Annotated in this window: 21 protein-coding genes; 14 read left to right on the top strand and 7 right to left on the bottom strand. The window is 44.4% G+C overall.

Features of this window, described 5'->3' with window-relative positions:
• Positions 1-31: 31 nt before the first annotated feature.
• Positions 32-958 (bottom strand): DUF58 domain-containing protein, encoded by a 927-nt coding sequence (locus UQW94_RS04070; RefSeq protein ID WP_318303318.1) that lies wholly within the window; start codon positions 956-958, stop codon positions 32-34.
• Between the two features lie 13 nt (positions 959-971).
• A complete protein-coding gene (locus UQW94_RS04065) occupies positions 972-1928 on the bottom strand; it encodes a MoxR family ATPase (protein WP_318303317.1) in 957 nt (318 codons plus the stop codon).
• 310 nt (positions 1929-2238) lie between these two features.
• Here UQW94_RS04065 and UQW94_RS04060 point away from each other — a divergent pair, with 310 nt between their 5' ends.
• From UQW94_RS04060 to UQW94_RS04025, 8 genes are all read left to right on the top strand, one after another.
• A complete protein-coding gene (locus UQW94_RS04060; protein ID WP_017821859.1) occupies positions 2239-4155 on the top strand; it encodes a methyl-accepting chemotaxis protein in 1917 nt (638 codons plus the stop codon).
• Positions 4156-4211: 56 nt separating this feature from the next.
• Complete coding sequence (locus tag UQW94_RS04055; RefSeq protein ID WP_005375165.1) at positions 4212-4412, top strand: restriction endonuclease subunit S; 201 nt, start codon at positions 4212-4214, stop codon at positions 4410-4412.
• A 246-nt stretch (positions 4413-4658) separates the two neighbouring features.
• The gene (locus UQW94_RS04050; protein WP_322142016.1) at positions 4659-5327 is read left to right on the top strand and encodes a LuxR C-terminal-related transcriptional regulator; all 669 of its coding nucleotides are present in this window, start codon (positions 4659-4661) and stop codon (positions 5325-5327) included.
• A gap of 228 nt (positions 5328-5555) precedes the next feature.
• The gene (locus UQW94_RS04045; RefSeq protein WP_005383910.1) at positions 5556-6212 is read left to right on the top strand and encodes a LuxR C-terminal-related transcriptional regulator; all 657 of its coding nucleotides are present in this window, start codon (positions 5556-5558) and stop codon (positions 6210-6212) included.
• A 206-nt stretch (positions 6213-6418) separates the two neighbouring features.
• Positions 6419-7009: a calcium-binding protein gene (locus UQW94_RS04040; RefSeq protein ID WP_005375168.1), complete on the top strand. Its 591-nt coding sequence runs from the start codon at positions 6419-6421 to the stop codon at positions 7007-7009.
• A gap of 152 nt (positions 7010-7161) precedes the next feature.
• Positions 7162-8880 carry a type I secretion system permease/ATPase gene (locus tag UQW94_RS04035; protein ID WP_053350060.1) on the top strand — a complete coding sequence of 573 codons (1719 nt, stop codon included), beginning with the start codon at positions 7162-7164 and terminating at the stop codon, positions 8878-8880.
• On the top strand, positions 8855-10195 hold the full coding sequence (locus tag UQW94_RS04030; RefSeq protein WP_005383906.1) for an HlyD family type I secretion periplasmic adaptor subunit: 1341 nt from the start codon (positions 8855-8857) through the stop codon (positions 10193-10195). Before UQW94_RS04035 ends, UQW94_RS04030 begins: the two co-directional genes overlap by 26 nt.
• 95 nt (positions 10196-10290) lie before the next feature.
• Positions 10291-11139 (top strand): mechanosensitive ion channel family protein, encoded by an 849-nt coding sequence (locus tag UQW94_RS04025; RefSeq protein ID WP_005375171.1) that lies wholly within the window; start codon positions 10291-10293, stop codon positions 11137-11139.
• Between the two features lie 95 nt (positions 11140-11234).
• Here the strand turns inward: UQW94_RS04025 and fhuB are convergent, their stop codons facing one another.
• Genes fhuB through UQW94_RS04005 form a run of 4 tightly spaced genes read right to left on the bottom strand, consistent with a single transcriptional unit; the run spans position 11235 to position 17058 of the window.
• Entirely contained in the window at positions 11235-13202 is a 1968-nt protein-coding gene (gene fhuB / locus UQW94_RS04020; protein WP_322142015.1) for a Fe(3+)-hydroxamate ABC transporter permease FhuB, read from the bottom strand.
• Positions 13199-14128: an iron-siderophore ABC transporter substrate-binding protein gene (locus UQW94_RS04015; protein WP_154203993.1), complete on the bottom strand. Its 930-nt coding sequence runs from the start codon at positions 14126-14128 to the stop codon at positions 13199-13201. The genes fhuB and UQW94_RS04015 overlap by 4 nt, the downstream gene beginning before the upstream one ends.
• Positions 14119-14904 carry an ABC transporter ATP-binding protein gene (locus UQW94_RS04010; RefSeq protein ID WP_005375174.1) on the bottom strand — a complete coding sequence of 262 codons (786 nt, stop codon included), beginning with the start codon at positions 14902-14904 and terminating at the stop codon, positions 14119-14121. The genes UQW94_RS04015 and UQW94_RS04010 overlap by 10 nt, the downstream gene beginning before the upstream one ends.
• A gap of 51 nt (positions 14905-14955) precedes the next feature.
• Positions 14956-17058: a TonB-dependent siderophore receptor gene (locus tag UQW94_RS04005; protein WP_025768541.1), complete on the bottom strand. Its 2103-nt coding sequence runs from the start codon at positions 17056-17058 to the stop codon at positions 14956-14958.
• Between the two features lie 145 nt (positions 17059-17203).
• Between UQW94_RS04005 and UQW94_RS04000 the strand changes: the two genes are divergently transcribed.
• From UQW94_RS04000 to UQW94_RS03975, 6 genes are all read left to right on the top strand, one after another.
• Complete coding sequence (locus tag UQW94_RS04000) at positions 17204-19057, top strand: ABC transporter ATP-binding protein (RefSeq protein ID WP_213962338.1); 1854 nt, start codon at positions 17204-17206, stop codon at positions 19055-19057.
• Between the two features lie 237 nt (positions 19058-19294).
• Complete coding sequence (locus tag UQW94_RS03995) at positions 19295-20329, top strand: DUF4118 domain-containing protein (RefSeq protein ID WP_031778887.1); 1035 nt, start codon at positions 19295-19297, stop codon at positions 20327-20329.
• Positions 20326-21024, top strand: a complete 699-nt coding sequence (locus tag UQW94_RS03990) for a response regulator transcription factor (protein WP_005375179.1) — start codon at positions 20326-20328, stop codon at positions 21022-21024. The genes UQW94_RS03995 and UQW94_RS03990 overlap by 4 nt, the downstream gene beginning before the upstream one ends.
• A 151-nt stretch (positions 21025-21175) precedes the next feature.
• Positions 21176-21829, top strand: coding sequence for a potassium channel family protein (locus tag UQW94_RS03985; protein WP_005375180.1), 654 nt, complete (start codon positions 21176-21178; stop codon positions 21827-21829).
• Position 21830: 1 nt separating this feature from the next.
• Entirely contained in the window at positions 21831-23195 is a 1365-nt protein-coding gene (locus UQW94_RS03980; RefSeq protein WP_322142014.1) for a TrkH family potassium uptake protein, read from the top strand.
• A gap of 247 nt (positions 23196-23442) precedes the next feature.
• Positions 23443-24369 (top strand): LysR substrate-binding domain-containing protein, encoded by a 927-nt coding sequence (locus tag UQW94_RS03975; protein ID WP_005385892.1) that lies wholly within the window; start codon positions 23443-23445, stop codon positions 24367-24369.
• Positions 24370-24434: 65 nt separating this feature from the next.
• Here the strand turns inward: UQW94_RS03975 and UQW94_RS03970 are convergent.
• A protein-coding gene (locus UQW94_RS03970) for an IS3 family transposase (RefSeq protein WP_086013821.1) occupies positions 24435-25639 on the bottom strand; the annotation gives its coding sequence in 2 pieces (ribosomal slippage) (positions 24435-25288 and positions 25288-25639; 1206 coding nt in all).
• Positions 25640-25665 lie beyond the last annotated feature (26 nt).

The raw sequence follows: 25665 nt of genomic DNA, 5'->3' as shown, positions 1-25665 counted from the left end.
TACTGCTTAATAAATACTGCTTGTCAGTTTGTTAGCTTAATTGTGAAATTAAGGGCCAGCCACTTGATAGCGTGTTAAATGGAATTGCTATCGAATGGCACTGCTGCTTAATGGTTTCTTGATGTTGGGTAAAGTGGTTTTCGAGTTCTCTTCGTTGTCCTTTAGAGCCAAAGTTAAACCATTGACTATGCAGCCCATCCGAAGCTTTCACTTGACCTCTAAAGTCTGTTTCGCCTCTTTCTAACGGATCATAAAATTGAACAGCCCTTACGCTATTGTGTTGTTTGAGTCGACGTAGTTGTGCCAGTTCCGTTGGTATTACGTGGGCAAAATCACTGAGCATAATCAATTCGCTACCTTTTGGGGTGAGCGTATGAAGTGTCTCCAATACTTGTGCATACGGCAGTGTACGAGTGTCGTTGCTTGCAGTACGAGTTACTTGCGCATTATGTATGTCGACTATGGCGTTAAGAATCCGCAGCCCTTGTCTTTGTAAAGAAGAGGGGCGAAATTCAAGACATTGATGTCCGTCATCAATCACTGCGCCGATGCGATCTTTTTTAGCTAGAGTTAGCCAAATTAGAACACTGGCAAAGTGGGCCAATTGAACGGATTTGAGTACATACTTAGATCCAAAATGTAGACTAGAACTTAGATCAAGATAAAGAATGACCGCTTGCTCTTTATCTTCTGCAAACAACTTCGTATGTGCTTTACCGGTCCTAGCGGTGACTCGCCAATCAATGCTGCGAATATCGTCGCCAGGTTGATATTGGCGCACCTCCATAAAATCCATACCTCGCCCTTTTTGGCGACTGGTATGGTTACCACTCATCTGCGACCAGAGACTCTGTGCTGGTGGTAACCAACGTATAGATTGAGTGCGATATTGGAGCAGCTCTTCAAGGGTTAATGTCACCCCATTCGCATGAGGTGGTAATGAATGTGTAGCGGACATATCACTCACCTGTTTATGCACTGCCAACAAGTTTTAGCAGTTTATCGATGACCTGGTTTGCCGTAATGCCTTCCGCTTGAGCGTGGTAACTCAATAATAAACGGTGGCGCAGTACCGGATAAGCCATGGTTTGAACATCTTCCGGAGAGACAAAATCACGACCAGCAAGCCAAGCGTGCGCACGTGCACAGCGATCAAGAGCGATGGTGGCACGCGGACTCACACCCATTGACAACCACTTGTCCAACTCAGTGTCATATTCGTTGGCTTGACGTGTCGCCATAACTAAACGGACGATGTACTGCTCTATCGTTTCTGCCATATGAATATCCAACACTTCTTTACGTGCAGTGAATATATCTTGTTGGCTTAACATTGGGCGTTCAACCTTTACTTCGCCCTTTGCTTCTCCGCGGTTAATACGCAAGATAGATAGCTCATGCTCTGCATCTGGGTATTCCACTTCTAAATGCAATAAAAAGCGGTCTAGCTGCGCTTCAGGAAGGGGGTAGGTCCCTTCTTGCTCTATCGGGTTTTGAGTTGCCATAACCAAAAACAACTCTGGCAGCGGGTAGGTATGACGACCTGCTGTGACTTGTTTCTCTGCCATTGCTTCAAGCATTGCCGCTTGTACTTTGGCCGGTGCACGGTTTATCTCATCCGCAAGAATAAGCGAGTTGAAGATAGGACCTGACTGGAAAGTGAATTCTCCGGTTTCTGGACGGAAGATATCGGTGCCGGTTAAATCGGCTGGCAGCAAGTCAGGGGTGAACTGAATTCGGTGGAAGTCACCTTCAACACAGTCTGAGAGTGATTTTACTGCACGGGTTTTTGCTAACCCAGGAGGGCCTTCAACTAAAATATGCCCATCCGCAAGAAGCGCAACAAGCAGTTGCTTTACCAGATCTTGCTGTCCGATGATCTGCGACTCTAAGTATTGCTGAAGAGTTTCGAAGTTAGATTTATGCATGCTTTGGACTCTCGGTATCCATGTGATTTTCGTGTTGAGTATTGGTCATTTTCCATGTGAAAAAAGTTCCAATGCTCTATTGCAATTTATCTTTTCAATATTGGGACGCTACAGAGAATTGCAAGTACGTGCTATCTCTGAAAGTGATTATTTGACAGTGTGTTACATTTATTTTTCATAATATAATGAGAAATGCCTCTAGTTTTGTACATATGAGCCGATAAAGATTCCGTGGTGTGCGTGTCATGAGATATGCACCTGATTCCCCTTGTGGGGCCAATAACAAGTGATTCTTTTAAAAGGTCCGAATATGTTGAAACTTCATTCCTTGAGCATCAAACAGAAGGTTGTACTTGGCATTACGTTTGCTGTTCTAGCATCAACAATCATTGTTGGTGTTATGGCTCAGCGTCATGCGAGAGATGTATTGAGCCATCGTCTTATTGACATCGAGCTACCTGCGATGTTGCAGCAAATCAATACCGAAATTGACCGCGAAGTTGTCGAAATGCAACAAGCGGCAAAACAGCTGGCTACAAACGAATTTATTGTTGAAGCCCTATCTAATACAGACCGTGATCCGTCAGTAGAAGTTCAGTTGGTTCAGCAGCTCAATAACGTTAAATCACAGTATGGTCTTAATGATGCGTCGGTAGCGAATCGTCAAACGGCATATTACTGGAATCAAAACGGATTCTTACGTCAACTTAACCGAACGCAAGATGCTTGGTTCTTTGGATTTACGTCGTCTGGTCAAGAAACGTCCGTGAGTGTGTTCCAAGAGGCAAATGGCGAAGTGAAAATGTTTGCCAATTTCCAAGATCTTAATGGTACATCAATGTCAGGTCTCTCTAAATCTATGGGAGACATGGTTGCTTTGCTCAATGGGTTTAAAATTGAAGATACGGGTTACGTGTTCCTCACTAATGAACAAGGCCAGATTCAAATACACCGCCAACAAGGTAAGAACCAAACTTCTATCACTAAACTATTTGGTAGTGACGCAAGTGCGCTGTTGAACAAAAATAGCTTCAACCTAATTAATGTGGAGTTTGAAGGGCAGGATACTTTTGTTTCTAGTTTGTATGTTCCTTCAATGAACTGGTTTGTTATTGGCGTGGTTCCCGTTGATGAAGTATTCGCAGACCTGAATGCGACAGCTAAAAAAATGCTGTTTACGACCATCATTGTTGCCGTTGTATTCATCCTCATGGGCGTATGGTTGGCAAACAGCATTACGAAACCAATCCGACTGATTGCCGATCGTTTTACCGACCTTGGGCAAGGTGAAGGCGATTTGGCGCAGCGTATTGAAATTAAGGGTAATGATGAAATTGCTCAGCTTTCAAAAGGCTTTAATGGATTTATTGAGAAGATTCATGCCACGATGAAAGAGGTTGCTTTAACCAGTGGCTCATTAAGTCAAGCGGCAGAAAGTGTGTCAACGAAAGCAACATCCACACACGACAACAGCCAAGAGCAGCGTGATCAAACCATTCAAGTAGTTGCAGCTATCAACCAAATGGGTGCGACCATCAGTGAAATTGCATCGAACGCTGCTACCGCTGCTGATACGGCAAATCAGGCTTCAGATAACACTCAAACTGGTCGAGAAGTTGTGATGAAAGCAAAAGAGGTGATCAGCCGCCTAGCCGATGATGTTGAAACAACCAATATTGTTGTTACGCAGTTGGCATCGACAACCAAAGATATTGGCTCGATTCTGGGTGTAATTCGTGACATCTCTGAACAAACGAATTTACTTGCGCTAAACGCTGCAATTGAAGCTGCTCGTGCTGGTGAGCAGGGACGTGGTTTTGCGGTTGTTGCTGATGAGGTAAGAAACCTAGCTTCACGCACGGCTGATTCTACAGAAGAGATTCAGCGCATGATCAATCAGCTTCAAAGTGACGCACAAGACGCGGTAAGTGCTATGGAAGCGGGCAAAGCGGTCACCATAGAAGGGGTTACTTCTACCGATGAAGCAGTCGAGGTATTAATCAGTATTTCTGAACGAATCACCGACATCTCTGATCGTAATACACAAGTTGCAACGGCGACGGAAGAGCAATCCACGGTGGTGCATACCATTAATCAAAATATCGAAGAAATCAACGCGATAAATGAAATGACAACCGCGACAGCAGAAGAGTTGGCGGATGCAAGTCGCGATCTTCAAGCGCTCTCTTCTCGTTTGGACAAGATGGTTGGTAGCTTCAAGTTATAGAGTTGGATAGAATAGGCGAAGTTTAAAAGTTCAATCATTAATTTTAGGTAAGTACTATGAATGACTTCGAAAAAGAACTAGAGCAAATTTCTCAAGAAACCGCTCAGGAGCCAGAAGTAAAACTGCCGTCGCTAGAAGAGCAAAAAGCGATCGTCGCTGAGCTGAAAAAGCTGGAAGCGGAAGGTAAGCTGACGCCAGAAGTGTTAGAACAACACTTTGGTAAGTTTAACCAAAAAAACGCAGTTCCAATCCACTAAGTTAGGTGGTGTTTTGCCTCTAACGTGCGTGATTAAATCACCTGCTCAAACACAAAAAGGGAGTTTATACTCCCTTTTTTAATGTCTGAAAAATGCTAATACCTCTCACATACTTGCCACTTAAAAATTATTGACACTTCAATGAGTTATTAATTAGTACTAGTGATTTTCATACTTGACAATACTACCGCTCTATCTAAATCTATTGCGTATTTCAATAAAAACGACCAAGGGAATGCGATCAGGATGGAGCAGCAAAAAAAAAGAAACGTTATTTTAATCACGGAGGGAAGTCTACAGTCATCTCTGTTGAAAGATGTATTGGAGACCAAACTCGGTATTAGTGTTGCTCTAATCACGCCAGATAATCTGATTCACGGAGTGTTACATGAATCTCTTGCATCAGCCATTATTGTTGATTGCAGCGTGATCACGGATGAAATTTTTCGCCGTTATGCGGAGTTTAAAGCGGCCAAGCAGAAAGACACGCTTGAAATCTTAATTAATTGTGAGCAATCCATATCGACAGAAGATCTCTTTGCTTGGCGTACTTTGGCCGGTATTTTCTATACCTCTGATGATATAAAAACGTTGCAAGTTGGTATTGGTAAGGTGCTTCAAGGAGATATGTGGTTCAGCCGTAAGTTTTCTCAGCAGTACATTACTTACCTTCGTCGACATTGCAAACCTATAAATAAGAATGTTTCCGCTATTCTGACCAAACGAGAGCAACAAATAATTACCTTTCTTTCCATGGGGGCGTCCAATCAACAAATCGCCGAACAATTATTTGTCAGCGAGAATACGGTAAAAACGCATTTACATAATATTTTCAAGAAGATTGATGTGAAAAATAGAGTTCAAGCACTTATTTGGGCAAAGGAACATATTTCAGACAACTCGTTAACGGTGTAATGCTATTGCAATATTAGGTTGCCTAATTTAGTAAACTCTTAATAATTTCTGTGACCTGAATGTGTTAAAAGTGTTTCTTTTATGAGAAACACTTTTTTTGATTCTCTTTTTAATAACTTTAGAATTTAAAAAAGTAGCAAATAACTTTACTCTGTGAACTAGCACTTACATATCAAACTAAGTGCTGACGATTAACTACTAATTTAAGAATGTTAAGTCACTGAAAGTATGAGAAACATTATGGAACAGTATATGGAAAAGCCTGAAATCCTAATGCTCACTCAACAAAGTTTACAGAGTGAAAACTTTAAGGAAATGCTTTCTAAAAATACAGAAACTAAAATAACGATCATTGATACTAAAAACCCTAGCTATCATGAACTCATTCCGGAACGCTACTTTTTGCTTGTTGATTTTTCAGTTGAGATTCCTTCCGAAACTTTAGTTTATTTAAAAGATAGTAATAAAGTGCTAGGAACCATAATGCTTAATCTAGGTTATGACTTAGACACAGAAGAACTCGCTTCTTGGCCTCATGTAAAAGGTATATTTGGTCCAGGAGATTCAATGGACAAGGTTTGTCAGGGATTAAAAGCAATAATAAAAGGGGATAACTGGCTGTCTCGAAGATTACTTGATCAGCTAGTAAATTATTATCGAGGTAGAGAAGCAAATAACATTATCGAACCTGCTATTGAGGTTGAGCTTACTCGGCGTGAAGTTCAGGTTTTAAAAATGTTGAAAGAAGGTGGTTCAAATATGGAAATCGCTGATTCTTTATTTATCAGCGAGCATACTATTAAATCACATCTATACAATATTTTTAGAAAGTTAGAAGTAAAGAACCGTACGCAAGCTACAAGTTGGGCTAAGAGAAACCTGTAGTACTAGTATTAACTTGCTGTAATAAAAAGAAAATACTCTATAAAGTACTAAATTTTATATTTATTATTAAAATGTCAGTCTGAAATATCATCCCATATTCAAACTTATTCCTATTCAGTTGACTATTAGACTTCTCATGTCGTGACGAATCTAGTCAGACGTGGAACAGAAGGTCTATTCAATTAATAAGCTAAGAGGGAATAAAAATGAGCGCAAGTGACAATGACACGTATTTAGGCGATGCAGGTGTAAATAACCAATTTGCTGATTTCGATGGCGGCGATGATTTGTTTATCGGTTTTGGTGGTAATGACTCGTTTGTTGGCGGTGGCGGTAATGATTATGTGATCGGCGGCGACGGCGATGATCGCCTAACTGGTGGTGCAGGAGATGACATCCTTAGGGCTGGTACAGGAAACGACTACCTCGGCGGTGGTACCGGTAATGACTTGCTGTTGGGTTTGCTGGGCGACAATAAATTAAATGGTGGTGTCGGTGAAGATATTCTTGTTGCTGGTTCTGGTGACAACGTTTTAGTTGGCGGCAGCAATGGCGATAAGTTTGTGTTCACGGATAAGTTTGGTGGCCATGGCGAAGCCAAAGTTGTTGATTTCACCATTGGTGAAGACTCTTTGCACATCATTAGCGACTCTGTCACAGACTTTGGTGATTTAAGCTTTAGCTACGATGCAGTTGGGAATGCAGTGTTTACCGATGGGGCTGATCTAACAGTGAAACTTATTGGCGTGACTGAAACTGACATCAACACCTATGGTGCTGATCTGTTCGTAATCTAAACGACTGAAAATAACTCTGGATGGGAATTAGTTTGCGTGGCTCTGCCATGCTGAGGTGAACTAATCGGACACTCTAGAGCGATTTGAGGTTACCTTAAGCTAGGCGCTAGTATTTCTGGCGCCTACAATTTTCACGTTAAACGGAAGTAGTCGTGCAAAAAACGGTTTTCAAAGAAGTGAAACAAAAACTATGCACGCTTGCGGGCTTGCTGATCGTTTTTAGCCTTTTTATCAACTTATTGGTTCTCTCGATTCCGCTGTACATGCTTCAAGTGTACAACCGAGTGATATCCTCCTACTCAACCGATACTTTATTCTTGCTCACTGTCATCGTAATTGTCGCGCTGTTAACCATGTCCATCATCGACATTGCACGAGCACAAATGAGTAAATCTTTTGGTTATTGGATGGATACAAAACTCTCCGCTTTCATGCTCAAGCGCACGATTCAATATCAATCACATACCGGGAAGAGTTATACCTCGCAAACTCTGAGAGACATTCAGAACATCAAAAGCTTTTTGAGCAGTCAAGCACCTTACCCACTGTTGGATGCGCCCTGGACACCGCTGTTTATTTTATTTGTGTATTTATTGCACCCGATATTAGGTCACATCGCGTTACTTGGATCTATCGTATTGTTTAGCCTAGGTCTACTTAATGAGCTAATGACGCGTAAAACAATGCAAGAGAGCGAAGTCAGAGCGATTTCTCATATCAACAACGCAGAATTAGCCACGCAAAACTCCAATTCAATTCTCGCAATGGGGATGATGAATGCATTTTTAGAGAAGTGGCAGTCGCGCGTGAGCGAAGTGAATGTGCTTGAAGAGCGAGTTGCAGGTAAGTCTATCTACATGGCTAACTTTTCTAAGTTTGTGCGTGGCTCATTACAGATATTTTTACTGGGAGGTGGTGCATGGTTAGTTATCCAACATGAGATAACGGCAGGGGCGATGATCGCGAGCTCCATATTAATGAGTCGGGCATTATCGCCGATGGAGCAGGCGATAGGCACGTGGCGAAGCGCGATGTCTGCTAAAGGCGCCTATAAAAGGTTGAAAGAAATCGATGCGATCGTGCGCCAAGATGAATCAGATATGCCACTGCCTAAACCAAAAGGACACTATGAGCTTACCGGACTGGCCTATCGCCATCCTGGAGCAACCGAACCAGTGCTCTCATCGATCAGCTTATCGATTCCTCCGGGTGTTGCTGTTGGGGTGATTGGCCCTTCTGGTACGGGTAAATCGACGTTTGCTCGGCTGTTATTAGGTACGGTTAAGCCATTAGCGGGTAAAGTGACTCTTGATGGAATGGAAGTCTCCGTATGGGCATCTGAAGATCGCGGCGTGCATTTTGGGTATCTCGCTCAAGAGGTGGAGTTATTTCCTGGCACAATTCGAGAGAACATCGCGCGCTTTAAAGAAGAAGACCCCGCTAAAGTCATCAAGGCGGCTCAACTAGCAGGATGTCATGAATTAATACTCAAGAAAAACAAAGGCTATGATTGCATTATTGGTGAAAATGGCCGTGGTTTATCTGGGGGGGAAAGGCAGAGAATCGCTCTTGCAAGAGCCGTTTATGGCGACCCATCTATTGTGATTTTCGATGAAGCGAATGCCAACCTCGATGGTGAGGGAGAGGCTGCGTATCAACGTTTGATTGCCCATTTAAAAGCACAGAGTACAACGATTATCGTCATTGCCCACAATCCGAGTACGTTACGACAAATGGATAGGCTGTTGTATTTGGCTGACGGCCGAGTCAAGTTATACGGCGCTAAAGATGAAGTATTAAAACGTTTGATGGGCGAAGAAAGAACAGATATCCCAAGGGTAAGAAATGAGCAATCAACTGCCAACCGTTAATCAGAGTTCTACCGAGATCGTATATCGTTTTAGCCCCAAAGCGAGACTAAGCTTTCGAAAACCAATTTTACTCGGTGTGGTGACCTTAAGTGTTTTTCTTGGAGGCCTTGGCTACTGGGCTGCAACAGCCAAATTAGAAAGTGCAGCGATTGCTTATGGTGATTTGTCAGTTCTCACTAAGCGACAAGAAATTCAGCATTTAGAAGGCGGCATTATTGAAAAGCTATATGTACAGGAAGGGGATTTAGTCGAAAAAGGTCAGTTATTAATTCAACTTTCTAAGCGTCAAGCTATGGCTAAGTTGGATTCGTTAAGTGGTCGTTTTATCCATACTCTAGCAAAGGAAAACCGTTTAAGTGCGGAGCTTGATGAGCTTCCAACGATTGTATGGTCTGATGATCTTGAAAGCATTCCCCGTGTCGATATCGTCCAAGAAGCACAACTGGTTCAAAACAAGATCTTTGAAGCGAGAAAGCGATTCTTTGACAGTAAACTGAGTATCATTGAGCAGAGTATTTCTGGAGCAAATTTAGAGCTTGAAAACCTTCAGCAAACCAAAGTGATTGAGACGGAACGGCTCAACTTTATTGCTGAAGAAATAGACAGTAACCAAGCCTTGGTGCAAAAAGGTTTCTCGGGAAAATCTACTTTACTTCAACTCAAGCGCTTAGCAGCGGAGGTGAGAAGTACCTTAAGCCAGTTAGACAGGCAGTCGCTCACCGTTAGAAAAAGGTTAGATGAGAACCTAGCGCAAATTGAAGAGTTGAAGCTTGAAAGGCTGAATGAGATTGTCGAGGAACTACGAAATACCAAAACGGAAATTGTCGCAATTCGGGAAGAATATCGCTCCGCTCAAGATATTGTCGCAAGAACAACGATCAACGCACCTATTTCTGGTCGCGTAGTCAACATGCAAGTGTTTACCGAGAAAGGTGTGATTGGCTCGGGTGAAACGTTACTAGAACTGGTCCCGCAAGACGATAAGTTGTTAGTCGAGGCTCGTGTTAATCCTCAGGATATTGATTTAGTGAATCCAGGCCAGCAAGCGCATGTTCGTCTGACCGCTCTGAATGCACGGACGTTGGCACCTTTAGACGGTACTGTGCTGACGATTTCTGCCGATAAGCTCTCGCAAGAAAACCAAGAAGATTTTTATCTCGCTAGAATTGCAATTTCACCGGAAGATGTGACAAAACATCGTTTAACCTCAGGCATGAATGCCGAAGTGCTTATTTTATCTGAGCCACGAACGCCATTGAGCTACCTAATAAAGCCAATTACAGAAAGCATGAATCGCGCCTTTAGAGAGGAGTAATTTCAAAAAGACTTGAGTGAGCACGGACAACAGACAAAATAATTTGTTATCGTTAGCTGTTACTGGGCCGTATTTTTATTCGAGGGAGCCGTGGAATGGAGAAAGTGCAGTTAGTTGTCGATTTTCTTCTCACTCATAAATTGATTTTTACCGCACTGATCTTTGCGATTATGTGGTTAATTCGTCGTGCAATTTTATCGATGATTCGTGGTGATCACGCTTTTCTCTCAGAAGATCAGCGTAGTTGGATGTCCAGAACTAAAAATGGCACCTTCGCTGTTACATTACTGATTTTATTTATTTTATGGCAATCAGAAATTAACGAGTTTGCTCTGAGTGTAACGGCGATTGCCGTTGCCATTGTAGTGGCATCCAAAGAAATCATTTTGTGTTTTACGGGTTCGATTCAAAGAGCAAGTTCGCGTTCTTTTCGCGTTGGAGACTGGATTGAGGTCGGAAAGTTGTGTGGTGAAGTGATTGAGCACAATATGATGGCGACGGTGATTCAAGAGATCGACCTGCATCACGGGCAATATCATTACACCGGCAAAACAGCGACATTGCCTAATAGTATGTTCTTTACCTATCCAGTAAAGAACCTCAACTTCATGAAGCGGTACGTTTACCACAACTTTTCTGTAGTGGTGAAAGACTTCGTCAATTTGTATCCACTGTTACCGATTTTAACTGATAAAATTGAAGAACATTGCAGTTACTTTGCTGATGTTGCACATCGTTACAATGCGATGATTGAAAAACATGCCGGTGTTGACCTTCCTGGTTCTGAGCCACATATGCATATTTCTAGCAACATTAATGGTGAACAAATTCTGCACGTGATGATTTTCTGCCCAACCGATAAAGCGAACCACTTAGAGCACTTAATTCGTAAGGACTTTATGGAACTTTATGAGCAACGTTTTCCTGTAGTGCGAGAAGAATAGAGCATCGTACTTCGCCTTTAATTTCAAACCCCGCTATCAAAATAGCGGGGTTTGTTTTTCTTAGCGTATTTTTAGGCTGTAACAATATTCCCAACTTAGCTGAATTTACTCTTCAGCATTAAAAATAGGAAGTAAGTGCTGCCTATAATAGCGACCAACGTGCCAGCTGCGACCTGACTTGGATAAATAGCGATTTGTCCTAGCCAATCTGCCCACAACATTAGGGTTGCGCCAATTAAGGCACCGACACACAGTTGCTCTTTCACTTTTCTTGCTCCTAACATCATCGCCATATGGGGAGCGACCAAGCCAACAAAAGATATTGGACCAACTGTAGCGGTAGAAAAGGCGCATAACAAAGCAACGATGGTGAGCATAAGCGTATTGGCTACGGTAGGGTTAAGCCCTCGTGCATTTGAGAATTGTCGCCCGATGGAAATTAGTGTTAGCCAACGAGAAATCGAGAATACAGCGGCAAGCAGAACTATTATGGCCAAACATAGCATCAGTGCGGTGTCGGCTGTGACTCGATAAATTGAACCAGTTAACCACAATAAAATTTTGTAACTGTCACCAGAACCTTGAGCTAGCGAAAATTGAACGAGGGCTTCTAGTAGTGCCGTTAGTGCGATGCCGGACAACACGAAGTTAGATGGATTAAAATGGCTTCGTTTACCGATAATCAGCAATAACATCAATACGGACATACTTCCGAAAAAAGCGATACCCCAGCTAAATGCGGAGAGAAGCGACCCAGCGATGACTCCTGTCGTAATAATGGCAAACGTGGCTCCGGAAGACACACCGAGAATATCGGGACTTGCCAGAGGGTTGTAAACTATGCGTTGCAAAATGATTCCGGCAACGGATAGAGCAATACCGACAGAAAGTGCGGTTAACATGCGCGGCCAGCGCAATTGCCATTGGAACTCACCTGGCACAGACCATTGAACTCCGTTTATACCATGGGTAACGAATGAGTAAGCTAGAATCCCAACCAGACTGAATAGCGCAATGCTGCATACCGCGCGTTTAGAAAGCGCCGTTTTTCCTTGGCTCATTGAAAGGTTAAGTTGATCGGTTGCCGTCAGTTTTTTACGAGTAAACCAAATTAAAGCGGGAGCGCCAATAGCTGCAGCCGCTACGCCGCTAGGAATGGTTTCCTCTAACCATAAGCTCAGCGAGATAGCGGCAGAGTCTGTGATGATTAGTAGCATTGCGCCCAAAAGCATGCTGCTGATCAATTCGTCGCGCGGTGTTCTTGCCCCCATCGCTCTGGCAATATTGGGTGTCAGTAACCCGATGAAGCTGATAATGCCAACTGCGGTGATTGAGGCAGATACCAGCCAAATACCCATCACCATTAACGCACCAAACGCGGGTAATACCGCTAAGCCTCGGGCTGCTGCGCCTTCTTGTCCTAGTTTCATTAAGGTCAGAATACGTGGTGCGACGATCAAAATTACGATTGCGATAGCGCAGCGAGGTAATAACCACTCAAACCAATCCCAGCTGTATTGAGAGAGGTCTCCTGCTCCCCACATAAAAATATTCTGTGCGAACTGGGCGTTTAAAATAATAATGGCTGTGGCGATAGAACCAAGCAAGATATTGATCACCATCCCCGAAACGACCAGCGGCAAACCTGTCATATTACGCACGCCTGCAATTGATACGATCAGGCCAAACGCCACTAAAGCCCCCACCATTGCGGCTAATGCAGAGTAATCGGCTACCCAATCGACGAACCAAATGTTTACCACGACTAATGCAAGCCAAGCACCAGAAGAGGTGCCAAGAGTCAACGGCGAGGTGAGGTTATTCTGCGTTAATTGCTGCATTAAGCTGCCGGTGAGACCAAGCATGGCACCAACAAGCAGGGTCATACTTAACCTAGGAAGCTGCGCTTGAGTAAAGAATACATCACGAAACTCGGTTGCTACCTCTGGTTTTGTTAATAATTGCCATTGTTCGAAAAGTGATAAATTAGTATCAATTTGTAGGCTAAAGACGCTAAGTAACGTAATCAGCGCCAGATAACCAATATAATGTTTCGTTCTCATTGTTCTGGTGCCAACTCTATTAGACTGTCGGTAATCGCTTCAGCGGTGTATTGCAAAGACATGGCACCGCCATACGCCCACACTGCTCTGACTGAATTTACCCGCTGCTTTTTCACAAACGGCATCGCTTGCCAAAGTGGCGACTCTTTCAGTTTTCGTTCTTCTGGGAAAGGTTGTACGTAGAGAACGTAGCTGTTTTGAAGGCTCTGAAGCCGATTGATTCGATCTTGCTTTACTCCCCACGCACGTGGGTCCTCTTTAATTGGAGCCTGTAATCCCAGTTTTCTAACCACGTAGTCAGTGGTGGAGTTTTCGGTTGCAAGTAATACAGTATTCGGGGTTGAAAATCGCATCACAAGAACGCTGAGTGGAGCAGAGTAATAGTGGCGAATTCGCTGGCGCATCTGCGCAAATGAAGCATCTAATTCTGCCAGTTTCTGTTCAGCAAGTGCCTCTTTATTGAATAGCTTGCTGAGCGTACGAAAGTGACGAATGGCCGTTTCAGCTGCGGCCTCATTTTCAGAAAAATTAGGTAAATAGATTACCGGAGCAATTTGTTTGAGTAACGGAATCAAGTCTTGCTGTGGAGACGCAGCAAGGATGACATCTGGTTTCAAACTGGCTATTTTTTCTAAGTTGGGCTCTGCTCGGGTTCCAATATCTTCAATTGACTCTGGTGCAGTTGGATTGACGACCCATTGGCGGTAGCCTGGTAAATTTGGGGCTGCGATTGGTTCTACGTTTAGCGCCAAAACTTGTTCTAAGATGTCCCAGTTTAAGGCTACAACGCGTTGTGGCGCGTGCTCAAAACTATGCTCACCATATTCATCGGTAACGGTGATGACTGCATGTGCATTGGTCATAAAAAATGCGAGGAGAAAAGCAGATTGTGTAACCACAGTAAGTAAACGAGCTATTATGCGCATACAACAGCCACCTTTTGGCTCGCTAATGTGTTAGCCGGGCTTGGGTGTTCAATCAGCTTAATTGGTGACTCATATAGTTTAGAAAGGCGTGCCTCGTCTAACAACATGTCGGCGTTGCCTTCAAAGGCAATCTTACCTTTTTTGAGCGCAACAATGTGGGTGGCGTAGCGCAGTGCTAAGTTCAGATCGTGCAGGATCACGATAATGCCTACATTCTCGGTTCGATTCAGTTCTGCCAGCAGCGCCATTAGTTGAAACTGATGGTGAACATCGAGCGCCGAGGTTGGCTCATCGAGAATTAAAATTGGCGATTGTTGAGCCAGTAGCATAGACACCCAAGCACGTTGGCGCTCACCGCCCGATAAGTCATCCGCCAAAGCTTGAGCAAAAGGTGTAACCCCTGTTCGTTCCATAGCCTGCGTGATGATCTGTTTGTCTTCGGTTTTCCAACGACCAAGTGCCCCACGCCACGGAAAGCGACCTAAGCGCACTAGCTCTTCGACCGTTAAACCAGCTGAAGAGGGCAGCTTTTGTGGCAAATAGGCGATCTGTTTTGCCAACTCTTTGGTTTTAAGTGATGAAAGGGAAGTATCGTTTAGTGTTACCGTACCTTTATCTGGCGACATTTGACCAGAAAGCAGGTTCACCAGTGTCGACTTACCTGAACCGTTATGGCCTAAAACGACCGTTAGCTCATTTGTTGGGATGTTAAGTTGTTCGATGCCGAGGATCTGACGTCCACCTCGCACGATCTCAATATTAGACAGTTGAAACATGGATGGCTCTTAGGAGAAAACTCCCCTCAATAGAGGGGAGTAGAAGTACAATTACCAGCGGTAGTTTGCGTTTAGCATAACAGAGCGAGACTGGCCGTAGTAACACCAGTAATCGCAACCTGAAACAAACTCTTTATCTAGGATGTTGTTCACGTTTAGCTGTGCTTGCCACTGTGAAGTGATGTCGTAAGTGACTGACGCATCCCAAAGAGTGACAGAAGGAACCGTTAGGTTCGAGCTCTTAGGGTTATCTTTTGACTCACCTACGTAGCGCACACCAGTACCGATATTGAGGCCTGGAATCAGGCTGTAGGCGCTGTAGTCTACCCATGCAGACGCTTGATGCTCAGGAATAAGTGCGGCTTGTTTTTTACCTTGGCCAAAGCTCTCATCTGTTTTCGCTTTAGTGTAGGTGTAGCTTGCCATCAGTTTTAGATCGTCGGTTAGCTGCGCCGTGCTTTCTAGCTCAATACCTTGAGATGTCACTTCACCTGTTTGTGTCGCAATCCATGTTGATGGGTTAGTGACCAACGCGTTCTTTTGCGTGATGTCGAACCATGCAAGGTTGATAAAGCCATCCATAAAGCTTGGCTCATACTTTACACCCACTTCTACTTGCTCGCCTTCCAGCGGTTTGTAAAGTTCATTGGTTGCCGCATCAATAGTGCTGATCACTTCAAACGACTGAGAGTAGTTTGCGTAAGGTGACAGGCCATTGTTTGCAAGGTACATCACACCCGCACTTAGAGAGAGCTGACCATCATCACGAGATTCACTTTGATCAACGGTAGCGCCTTTGCCAGAGTTTTCTGTTTTCACCCAGTCGTAACGAGCACCTATGTTACCAATCCACTGTTCATGCAGTTTCAATTGGTATTGTGAATAGAGACTTGCTTGAGATTTCTCAATCTCACGTTTCACGTTGTTGGCAGGATCAAGAGGGGTGAAGTTGCCGTAAACTGGGTTCCACGGGTTGATAGTGCCAAATGCATAGTTGTCTTGCTCGTCGCCATCGGTTTTGTGGAATTGCAGATCCATACCGATAAGCACTGTGTGCTCTGCGTTGTCTGTCATCCAGTTGCCGACAGCATTGTTATCGAACGTGATGCTCTGGTTTTTTCCGTCACGGAATACGATGCCTTGCGTTAACTCTTCTTTCGCTGGATCGTTGTTTGAGAACGCGTAAGAGCTGCGCAAGTACAACTCATTCGAACCGTAGTTGAGGTTTTGCGAGAGTGACCACGTGTCATTGATGTCGTGCTCTAGTAAGTAACCTAGAGAAAACTGCGTGCGTTCGTATTTATCGTAGTTTGGCTGACCAAGGTTAGTCGAAGGATCGATTTTGCCAAAGTTAGAACCAATCAGAGTACCTGCTGCCGGGAAGAATGGGTTAGTTGGTACACCGTCATCATGAAGGTAAGTTGCCAAAACGGTCAGCATTGTACGGTCAGAAATGTCGAACTCGACACTTGGCGCTAGGTAGAAACGCTCGTTATTTGTGCCGTCCAGTTCACCATCTTGGCTTGTCATCAAGCCAACCAAACGATAGCGCACAGTGCCTGCGTCGTTTGCTTCGTCAGCAATGTCAAAACCTACGGATTGGTGTTGGTTGTTGCCAACTTCGACTTTTACTTCGCCTTGAGGCGTAAACGTTGGTTTTTTCTGAACAGCATTCACGATACCGCCTGGTGCCGATTCACCAAACAGAATAGCCGATGGACCTTTAACGACTTCTACACTTTCTAGGCCGTAAGGTTCGACCAACCATGTGTAGTAACCATCGCGGAATAGGCGGTTGCCGTTTAGGTAAGTCGCTGCATCAAATCCACGAACTTTGAACCAATCAGTGTCGTTGTCTGCGCCATAAGGCTGAGCGGTTACACCAGACGTGTAGCGTAATGCTTCATCTAGCTTTTTCGGTGCACGAACACGAAGTTCATCTTCAGAAATGATAGATACGCTGCGCGGCGTTTCTGCTGCCGGGGTTTCTACTTTAAGTGCTTGCGCGGTGACCGTTATGGTCTCCATGGCAATCACGTCATCTTGTACGACGTCTTCTTGAGCTTGTGCTGTGAATGCAACCACTGCTGTAGGTGCTAAAGCACAAACCAACGCGTTGCGGATAGCGATGGTCAGTGAGTTATTCTTTTGCATAAATCTATTCCCGATAATTATGATTAACGCTAAGCTTAATTGTAATTATTATCATTTGAGCTTTTGTTTCGGTATTTTACTGACTTTTGTATCAAAAGATAGTAAAACGTTCGCAAATTCATTCGCGGTACCTAAAGTCATTGTTATGTTCAATTGGTTTGAAAAACTGACCCAACCCTTTCCCCAGATGGAAACCGAAAAGCCACCGAAGACGCTATTTGGCTTTTGTCGTTTTTACACTCGTGGCTTTGAAGCCCCTTTACTCGTTATGGCTGTGTTCAGTGCGCTTATTGCCATTACAGAGGTGACGCTGTTGCGTTATATGGGCGAGCTCGTCGATATTCTCTCTAATCAAGATCGCGCAACATTCTGGCAAGACCAGGGTGATCGCATGCTAATGATGCTGTTCTTAGTGGCGGTTGTGATGCCAGCTCTCGGTTTTGTCCACTCAATGGTGATGCACCAAACGTTATTGGGTAACTACCCGATGTCTATCCGTTGGTTGATTCACCGTTACTTGCTAAAACAAGCGGTTGGATTTTTCCAGCGTGACTTTGCAGGCCGAGTTGCGACCAAAGTGATGCAAAGTGCGTTAGCGGTACGAGAAACGGTCATGAAGCTGGTGGATGTACTGGTTTATATCAGCGTTTATTTTCTTTCGATGCTCTGGATGATGGGCGAAGCCGATGGTTTGCTAATGTTGCCTATTGTGATTTGGATAGGAATGTACGCGGTTATCCAGTTCTACTTTATCCCTAATATGAAACAAGTAGCGACAGAGCAAGCGGATGCTCGTTCTGTAATGACTGGGCGCATTGTCGATTCTTACACCAACATATCTACCGTAAAGCTATTCGCGCACTCGCAACGAGAGTTGGAATACGCAGAAAGCAGCATGAAGCAATTTTTGGTGACGGTTTACCGCCAAATGCGCATGGTGACTTGTTTACTGTTTAGTGTGGATGCCATCAACTATTTGCTGCTGATGTCTATTAGTGCCATTTCGGTTTATCTATGGCTAGATCACGCTGTAACAATTGGTGCTATTGCGATTGCCATCAGTATTGCGTTGCGCGTACAAGGTATGTCGAAGTGGATCATGTGGGAAGTTAGCGCGCTGTTTGAAAACATCGGTACAGTAGTAGACGGTATTAATACGATTTCAAACGATGTTGAAGTGAAAGACGTACCAAATGCTAAGCCTTTGCAAATCTCTCAAGGTGAGATCTGCTTTGATCACGTAGGTTTTAACTACAGTGATGAGAAGGCAGTATTTGAGAACTTGAATCTGACTATCAAACCGGGCGAAAAAGTCGGCATTGTCGGTCGCTCTGGGGCAGGTAAATCCACGTTGGTCAACTTGTTGCTGCGCTTTTACGACGTAAATAGCGGTAAGATTTGTATTGATGGACAGGACATTTCTCAAGTTGAACAAGAGTCGCTTCGCCAACACATCGGTATGATCACGCAAGACACCTCTTTGCTACATCGCTCAATTAAAGAGAACATTCTTTACGGTGATCCAGATGCTTCAATGGATGCCGTTATCGCAGCTGCTGAGAAAGCACATGCTCATGATTTCATTCAATCTCTACGAGACGAGCAAGGTAACGTTGGCTATGACGTTGAAGTGGGTGAACGCGGTGTGAAGCTGTCTGGTGGTCAGCGTCAACGTGTGGCGATTGCTCGCGTTCTGCTGAAAAACGCGCCAATTTTGATCATGGATGAAGCAACGTCTGCACTTGATTCAGAAGTAGAATCGGCAATTCAAGAAAACCTTGAAGTTCTGATGGAAGGAAAAACAGTGATTGCGATTGCTCACCGTTTATCAACGATTGCCGCGATGGATCGTTTGATTGTAATGGATGACGGCAAAATCATTGAGCAAGGCTCGCATTACGAGCTGCTGCAATTGGGTGGTGTTTACGCTCAGTTGTGGAAGCATCAAACCGGCGGATTTTTGTCTGAGCAAGGTGATGCTCAACTGCAAGTCATCTAATATGACGCTACACGAAAGAGGAGCAAATGCTCCTCTTTTTTGTGTCTGTCGTTTATACCGAGTAAGTAGGCGTTAATGGGCAACGTTAACTTGTGATTATTCATTAAGTTAGGCCAACTTAATGATGATTATGTTTATAACTCACTGTCGTTATTGAATTTTTTACGCTTTTTTTACGCGAACTCCGAATGGGCTTTTGCTAAAGTTTTCTACATCGAATTTTGGTTGATGTATTTTATGTTTGTTCAATGGCGAGATAACACCTTTCTCTTTTCTACTACCGTGATTGTTGGCGCGGTTGTCGTCTCATGGTTGTTAGACCAACTGTTTGGCTCTACAGCCGCAGTCCTGCTGATTTTACAGTTAGCGGTCGTGGTAGTGGCGTTTCAATGCAACTCGCGATTCGCTTATGCGGCGGCGGTGATCGAAGCGTTGAGCTTCAACTTCTTTTTCACGACGCCTCGTTACTCTTTGCAGATGTTTCGTCCGGAAGACATTTTTAATTTAGTCGTGTTTATGGTGGTGGCATTTATCACCAGCACCTTTGCGGATCTTTATCGTCGCCAGCAGGGAGAGTTAAAACAAACCAAGCTGCAAAACAGCATCCTGCTATCGGTGTCCCATGACCTACGCACGCCGCTGGCAACCATTATTGGAACACTGACCACACTCAACGAGTACATGCCCAAGCTCAATGACTTAGAGCGCAAAGAATTGCTCGACAGTGCGACTTCAGAAAGCCATCGCTTGCATCAATATATCGAGAACCTCTTACAGGCGACTAAGCTCCAGCACGGCACATTAAAAATTACCAAAAAAGATGAGCTGATTGCAGATATTGTGCGGGATGCGGTTTCTCGTTTGCCAAATTACACCGAGAAAGTGTCCATGAATATGGATGATTCCGTTGATTATTTGTCAGTAAGTCGTTCGCTCATCGAACAAGCGATTTTTAATGTGTTGGATAATGCCATGCGATTTTCACCAGAGAATGAATCTGTTGAGGTTTCTCTTTCTAAGCAGGGGTCGTCGTGCGTGATTGATGTTCGGGACATGGGGATTGGCATCAAAGCTGAAGATGCGGAAAAAATTTTCAACCTTTTCTATTCCGGTGTGAACAACAAATCGGCCGATTCAGGCACCGGAATGGGACTCGCGGTTGCCAAAGGCATCATCACCGCACACCAAGGATATATTCAATCTATGCCAGTATCAGAAGGGACGCTGATCCGCATTCGACTTCCACTCAATCAAGGAGCAGAGCAGGCGTGAGTTACAAAGTTTTAGTCGTGGACGATGAGCCTCGCATTCATACCTTTATTCGAATTTCGCTGTCTGCTGAAGGGTTTGATTACATTGGCGCGAGTACCATTGCAGAAGCCAAAGCGTGTTTCGAAGCGTATTCGCCGCACGTCATTCTGCTAGATTTAGGCTTGCCCGACGGCGATGGGGCGGAGTTTCTCACTACGCTTCGTCAGACGTATAAAACGCCAGTGCTAGTGCTGACAGCTCGCGATCAAGAAGAGGAAAAAATCCGCCTTTTAGAAGCGGGCGCGAATGATTACTTGAGCAAGCCTTTTGGCGTAAAAGAGCTCATCGCGCGCATCAAAGTGCTGGTTCGAGATTTGGTGGATGAGCAAACCGTCGCTGATGAGCTGGTGGCTGGCCGAGTCAAAATCATCAAAAGTACTCACCAATTTTGGTTGGATCAGAGGGAAATTCCACTCACCAAGAAAGAGTTTTCTTTCATTGAACAGTTGATTCTCAAACCGGGAAAACTCATTGAGCAAACTCATTTGCTAGCGGTGATTTGGGGAAAAAGTCATGTCGAAGACACTCACTACTTACGCGTGTTAGTGAGTCAACTACGCAAAAAACTGAACGATAGTGCTGACGAACAGCGGCTATTAAAAACCGAGCCGGGGCTGGGTTATCGTTTAGTGCTTGAGACGTCCAAGCACCACTAAATTCCAAATTTAATCAACGTTAATGCCAAGGTTTAGTGCTGGTTATCAGCACTCGAACAGGATTCGTGTTGCCTATTTTCCGCGACGGAAAATCAGTCTAGCCCTTAACGCATTAGCATTTTCTATACATAAAACACAGTTAGGTATTGATATGGCTCACTTTACAGTAATTGGTTTAGGGCGATTTGGCGTTGCCGCCAGCTTAGAACTTATTCATCTTGGACACACCGTAACGGGGGTGGATAGCGACCCGAAAATCGTCGAAAAATACGTCGAAGAGTTAACGCAAGCGGTCATATGTGACGCAACAGACGAAGGTGCACTCAGAGAGTTAGCGCTAGCGAACAGTGATGTGGTGTTGGTGGCGATTGGTGAAGACATGCAAGCCAGTTTGTTGTGTACGCTGGCGCTGAAAAATCTGGGTGTGAAATCCATTTGGGTCAAAGCGAGCACCAAAGCGCACCATACCATCGTGTCTAAGCTTGGTGTACAACGTATTATTCATCCTGAAGAGGAGATGGGCGTAAGAGTCGCGCAGGCACTCAACTATCCGATGGTGAACAACTATTTAGAAATGGGGCATGGCTTGTATGTGGTGGAAATCCACGTTAAATCCAATCTGCACGATACGCCGCTTTCTAAGTTGATCAGCCGAGGCAGTTACAACATTCAGCCTATCTTGGTGAAGCGCGAAGAAGCCGTCTACACCAATATCAATGATGAGTTTGTGCTTAATGAGTTCGACACGCTGTTGCTTTGTGGTAGTCGCGCTGAGCTGAAATACGTCGCTCCAAGGTTGGTGTAACATGGTTTTGTGGCATCCCTCTATTATCCCAATCGAGCGAAAACCCAAAGCGGGCAAAAAACTGTTGGGCGCACCGCCGCTGATACTTAGCCTCAGCTTTGCGTGCTTGATCATGCTCGGCACAGTTTTACTCAAACTGCCGATTGCCACCACAGAGCCCATCACTTGGATTCAAAGCCTGTTTACTGCGACATCGGCCATTACGGTGACGGGATTAGTTGTGGTGGACACGGGCACGGCGTTTACGCCTTTTGGGCAAATGGTTATTGCTTTCCTGATTCAATGTGGTGGCCTAGGTTTAATGACGTTTGCCATCGTGACCTTGCTGGCTCTGGGCGGAAAAATTGGCTTTTTGGAGAGAGCCGTCGCGAGAGAGGCGTTCAACCAAACTGATTCATCGACACTCATTGCCACCGCTAAATCTGTATTGATGTTCGCTCTGCTCGTTGAACTTATTGGTTTCACTATTTTGAGCGTTTATTGGAGTGAAGAGCTGGGCTGGAAAACCAGTTTGTTCCATGGTTTCTTCTACACCATCAGTGCGTTTAACAATGCAGGTTTTGCGTTGAGTGCCGATAGCTTAATGCCTTACGTGGACGACCCGATCGTTAACTTCACCATTACCAGTTTGTTCATTATTGGTGGTTTAGGCTTCTCGGTTTGGATTGACTTAAAACGCAATCGCCGTTGGCACCGACTCACCGTTTACAGTCGAATGATGATCTTAGGCACGGTGACCATTAACGTGGTGGCACTTATCGCGATTTACCTGATTGAATATGACAACCCCAACACGCTTGCCCCTTTGAGCGAAGCAGGGAAATGGTGGGCATCGTGGTTTCAAGCGGTGACGCCAAGAACGGCGGGGTTCAATACTTTAGCTATCGATCAGTTGGAAGATGCCACAACGGCGATCATTCTGGTGTTGATGTTTATCGGCGGTGGTTCATTGAGTACGGCAAGTGGCATTAAAGTTGTGACATTTATGGTATTGGTCTTGGCAACTTACAGCTATTTGCGTCGCGATGAAGCAACCTATGCCTTTCAACGCGAGATTCCCAAAGAGACCATCAGCAAGGCATTGGCGCTGACTCTGATCTCGGTGGGGGTGACTTGGTTTGCCATATTCACGCTGTTACTGACAGAGAAAGCGTCTATGTTAGACATTATGTTCGAAGCAGTCTCGGCACTGGGTACGGTTGGTTTGTCGCGAGGCTTAACGGGCAGTTTATCCGAACCGGGTGAGTTAGTGATCATCTTCATGATGTTTATGGGACGATTAGGCCCCCTTACTTTGGCGTACTTCTTAGCCAGTCCAAGAAAGAAAAAAGCGCGTTACGCGAGCACTAAATTGGCAATAGGGTAAATGGGCTAACTCGAAGAAAGTGAGCAAAAGGCTAGGCAAAAGAGGAGTAACTGCTCCTCTTTTTGTGCTCGTTGTAGCCACGAAACTGTATACGGCAGTCTCTCTCACAACAATTTATGATTCATCTCTATTTTTTATCATTTATAAATTGTCGTTTTTGGGGTGTTGTCCAGAATGGCATTATCCACGTGCAACATAAGATTGCCGGGAATAAAAATAATTACAATACTGCCTTACTGGAAGATACATGAAAATCAAACCCCTCCCACCTTTAAATAGCCTCGTTGCGTTTGAAGCGTCGGCGCGGCACTTGAGTTTTACGTTAGCCGCTGACGAGCTAAACGTGACCCAAGGTGCTATCAGTCGCCAAATTAGACAATTAGAAGAATACTTAGGCAAGGCTATGTTCACGCGAGCCAATCGAAGCATTAATTTAACGCCTACAGGTCTTCAATATTATCAAGCTGTCAGCCAATCTTTGCTCGATATTGCTCAAATCACGGGTGAAGTGAAGAAGTGGCAGGGCGAACAAAAGATCACGGTTGCGACGACAAATGCAATGGCAGCCTTGTGGTTGTTGCCTAAGGTTGCTCAATTTCAAAATGAACATGATGACATCGATATAAGAATATTGGCCTCAGATAATGTGTTGGACTTACGCCGATTAGATTGCGATCTCGCCTTGTTTTATTGTCGCACTCCACCTGCGGAAATGGATGTGACAACGCTATTTTCAGAAGAAGTATTCCCTGTGTGTAGCCCGCTTTATTTAGAGAAAATCGGCCAGCCTAGTGAGCCAGAAGAAATCTTCAATAAAACGTTACTCTATCTGGAAGAGTCTCAAAGAGATTGGGTGAATTGGGAGCAGTGGTTTGCGAGTGTAGGATTGCCAAATATTTCGCCTCGTAATCGCATGAACATCAATAACTATCCAATGCTGTTACAAGCGGCAATTAATGGTCAGGGAATCGCGTTAGCCTGGGGGTCATTAGTGGACGACTATTTACAAAGCGGTGCTTTAGTTAGGCCAGTCGAACACGTGCTTTCAACACCTTCCAATTTCTCTATGCTTGAACCTAAAAATAGAGGTTTAATCCCAGCAAGCGTCAAGCGTTTTAGAGAGTGGCTTTTGCAACAGTTGCCAGATGAGGTGGGTGATCGAGGTTTAGCCTAAATCAATAAGCAGAGAAAATAACAGAGTTTGGTTGACCCGTCCTGATATGGGTTGACACTTTTTAACTAAAACGCTCGATGTACTTCATCGGGCGTTTTGTATTTTAAAGCCGTATGAGGCCTCATTTGATTATAGATATCTACGGACTCTGCTACCATCGTCCTTGCTTCTTTCAGATCTTTCGGTTTCTTCAGCAAGAGCTCCATTTTGAGTATCCCATTTACACGCTCAGCTAAAGCATTCTGATAACAGTCATACCCGTCTGTCATTGAGCAAGTCACTCTATGTTTCTTATGGATATCTTGATATTCCTTCGAACAGTATTGTGAGCCTCTATCTGAGTGGTGTATTAGCTTTTCTTCACTCTGCCGTTGCCTGAGAGCTGAGATAAATGCCCGCTTAACTGATTGAGTTTTCATGTTGTCATCCACATAAAAACCAACAATCTTCCTTGAATAAGCGTCTGTAACCAAGCTGAGATAACTCTCTCCATTTTGAGTTGGCAAGTAAGTAATATCAGCAACCCACAGTTGTTCTGGCTTCGTTGGTGTCAGCCCATCTTTCACTTTGTTTGGGTGACAGAAAAATCGATGACGGCTGTCAGTCGTTCGGTGATAGGCTCGTCTTGCTCTCACTAACAGCCGATGCTTTCTGAGAAGTTCAAAGAGCTTATCGCGACCTATTTGAATGCCCTTTGTTGCTGCTAAGAACTTCAGTTTACGCGTGCCAATGCGTGGCTGCTTCAGCCTGACTTCATGGACAAAGCCAATGACAGCATGCTCATGATGTTCACAACGAGATTGAGTTTGGCATTGCTTATAATAAGCTTGGCGAGAGATTTGTACTAACTGACAAAACTTCGTAACGCTCAAACCTACTATGGTTTTCTCTTGGACAACGCTTCTTTGTGCTTTTTTGTCACTCTAACACCATAGTCACGTTCCATAACGTTCACGACAGCTTCAAAGAAGTCGGCTTTGAGTTGAGCATCTTCGAGCTGCTTCTCAAGCTCTTTAATACGTTGCTCTGGTGTAGGAGGTGAATTGAACTCGGCCATAGAGTCTCCTTTGGACATAAAGTTAGGTGTCCCTTTAGACCAATCTAGTCGACCATGCTTACGAAGCCAAACCAAAACCGTAGAGCAACCTTGGATGCCATACTTCTCTTGGGCTTGTTTGTAAGTGAGGCTTCCTTTTTCAACCTCATCAACTACAGTGAGTTTAAAAGCGAGGGAGTAATCGCGCTGAGTTCTTTTAGTTGTTGATTTCATAACACTCTCCAATTTTGGGTGTGGAA

Source organism: Vibrio sp. PBL-C16 (genome assembly GCF_034321865.1).
Lineage (GTDB): Bacteria > Pseudomonadota > Gammaproteobacteria > Enterobacterales > Vibrionaceae > Vibrio > Vibrio alginolyticus.
The sequence above is the reverse complement of the archived record's forward strand: the minus strand, read 5'-3'. Positions and strand labels throughout refer to the sequence as shown.

Bases quoted from the DNA above. Each gene is read 5' to 3' on its own strand.
- UQW94_RS04005 (WP_025768541.1), bottom strand. From the start codon at position 17,058: ATGCAAAAGAATAACTCACTGACCATCGCTATCCGCAACGCGTTGGTT.
- UQW94_RS04010 (WP_005375174.1), bottom strand. From the start codon at position 14,904: ATGTTTCAACTGTCTAATATTGAGATCGTGCGAGGTGGACGTCAGATC.
- UQW94_RS04065 (WP_318303317.1), bottom strand. From the start codon at position 1,928: ATGCATAAATCTAACTTCGAAACTCTTCAGCAATACTTAGAGTCGCAG.
- UQW94_RS04030 (WP_005383906.1), top strand. From the start codon at position 8,855: ATGAGCAATCAACTGCCAACCGTTAATCAGAGTTCTACCGAGATCGTA.
- UQW94_RS04045 (WP_005383910.1), top strand. From the start codon at position 5,556: ATGAGAAACATTATGGAACAGTATATGGAAAAGCCTGAAATCCTAATG.
- UQW94_RS04070 (WP_318303318.1), bottom strand. From the start codon at position 958: ATGTCCGCTACACATTCATTACCACCTCATGCGAATGGGGTGACATTA.
- UQW94_RS04060 (WP_017821859.1), top strand. From the start codon at position 2,239: ATGTTGAAACTTCATTCCTTGAGCATCAAACAGAAGGTTGTACTTGGC.
- UQW94_RS03985 (WP_005375180.1), top strand. From the start codon at position 21,176: ATGGCTCACTTTACAGTAATTGGTTTAGGGCGATTTGGCGTTGCCGCC.
- UQW94_RS04050 (WP_322142016.1), top strand. From the start codon at position 4,659: ATGGAGCAGCAAAAAAAAAGAAACGTTATTTTAATCACGGAGGGAAGT.
- UQW94_RS04055 (WP_005375165.1), top strand. From the start codon at position 4,212: ATGAATGACTTCGAAAAAGAACTAGAGCAAATTTCTCAAGAAACCGCT.
- UQW94_RS04040 (WP_005375168.1), top strand. From the start codon at position 6,419: ATGAGCGCAAGTGACAATGACACGTATTTAGGCGATGCAGGTGTAAAT.
- UQW94_RS04015 (WP_154203993.1), bottom strand. From the start codon at position 14,128: ATGCGCATAATAGCTCGTTTACTTACTGTGGTTACACAATCTGCTTTT.
- UQW94_RS03975 (WP_005385892.1), top strand. From the start codon at position 23,443: ATGAAAATCAAACCCCTCCCACCTTTAAATAGCCTCGTTGCGTTTGAA.
- UQW94_RS03980 (WP_322142014.1), top strand. From the start codon at position 21,831: ATGGTTTTGTGGCATCCCTCTATTATCCCAATCGAGCGAAAACCCAAA.
- UQW94_RS03995 (WP_031778887.1), top strand. From the start codon at position 19,295: ATGTTTGTTCAATGGCGAGATAACACCTTTCTCTTTTCTACTACCGTG.
- UQW94_RS04000 (WP_213962338.1), top strand. From the start codon at position 17,204: ATGTTCAATTGGTTTGAAAAACTGACCCAACCCTTTCCCCAGATGGAA.
- fhuB (WP_322142015.1), bottom strand. From the start codon at position 13,202: ATGAGAACGAAACATTATATTGGTTATCTGGCGCTGATTACGTTACTT.
- UQW94_RS04025 (WP_005375171.1), top strand. From the start codon at position 10,291: ATGGAGAAAGTGCAGTTAGTTGTCGATTTTCTTCTCACTCATAAATTG.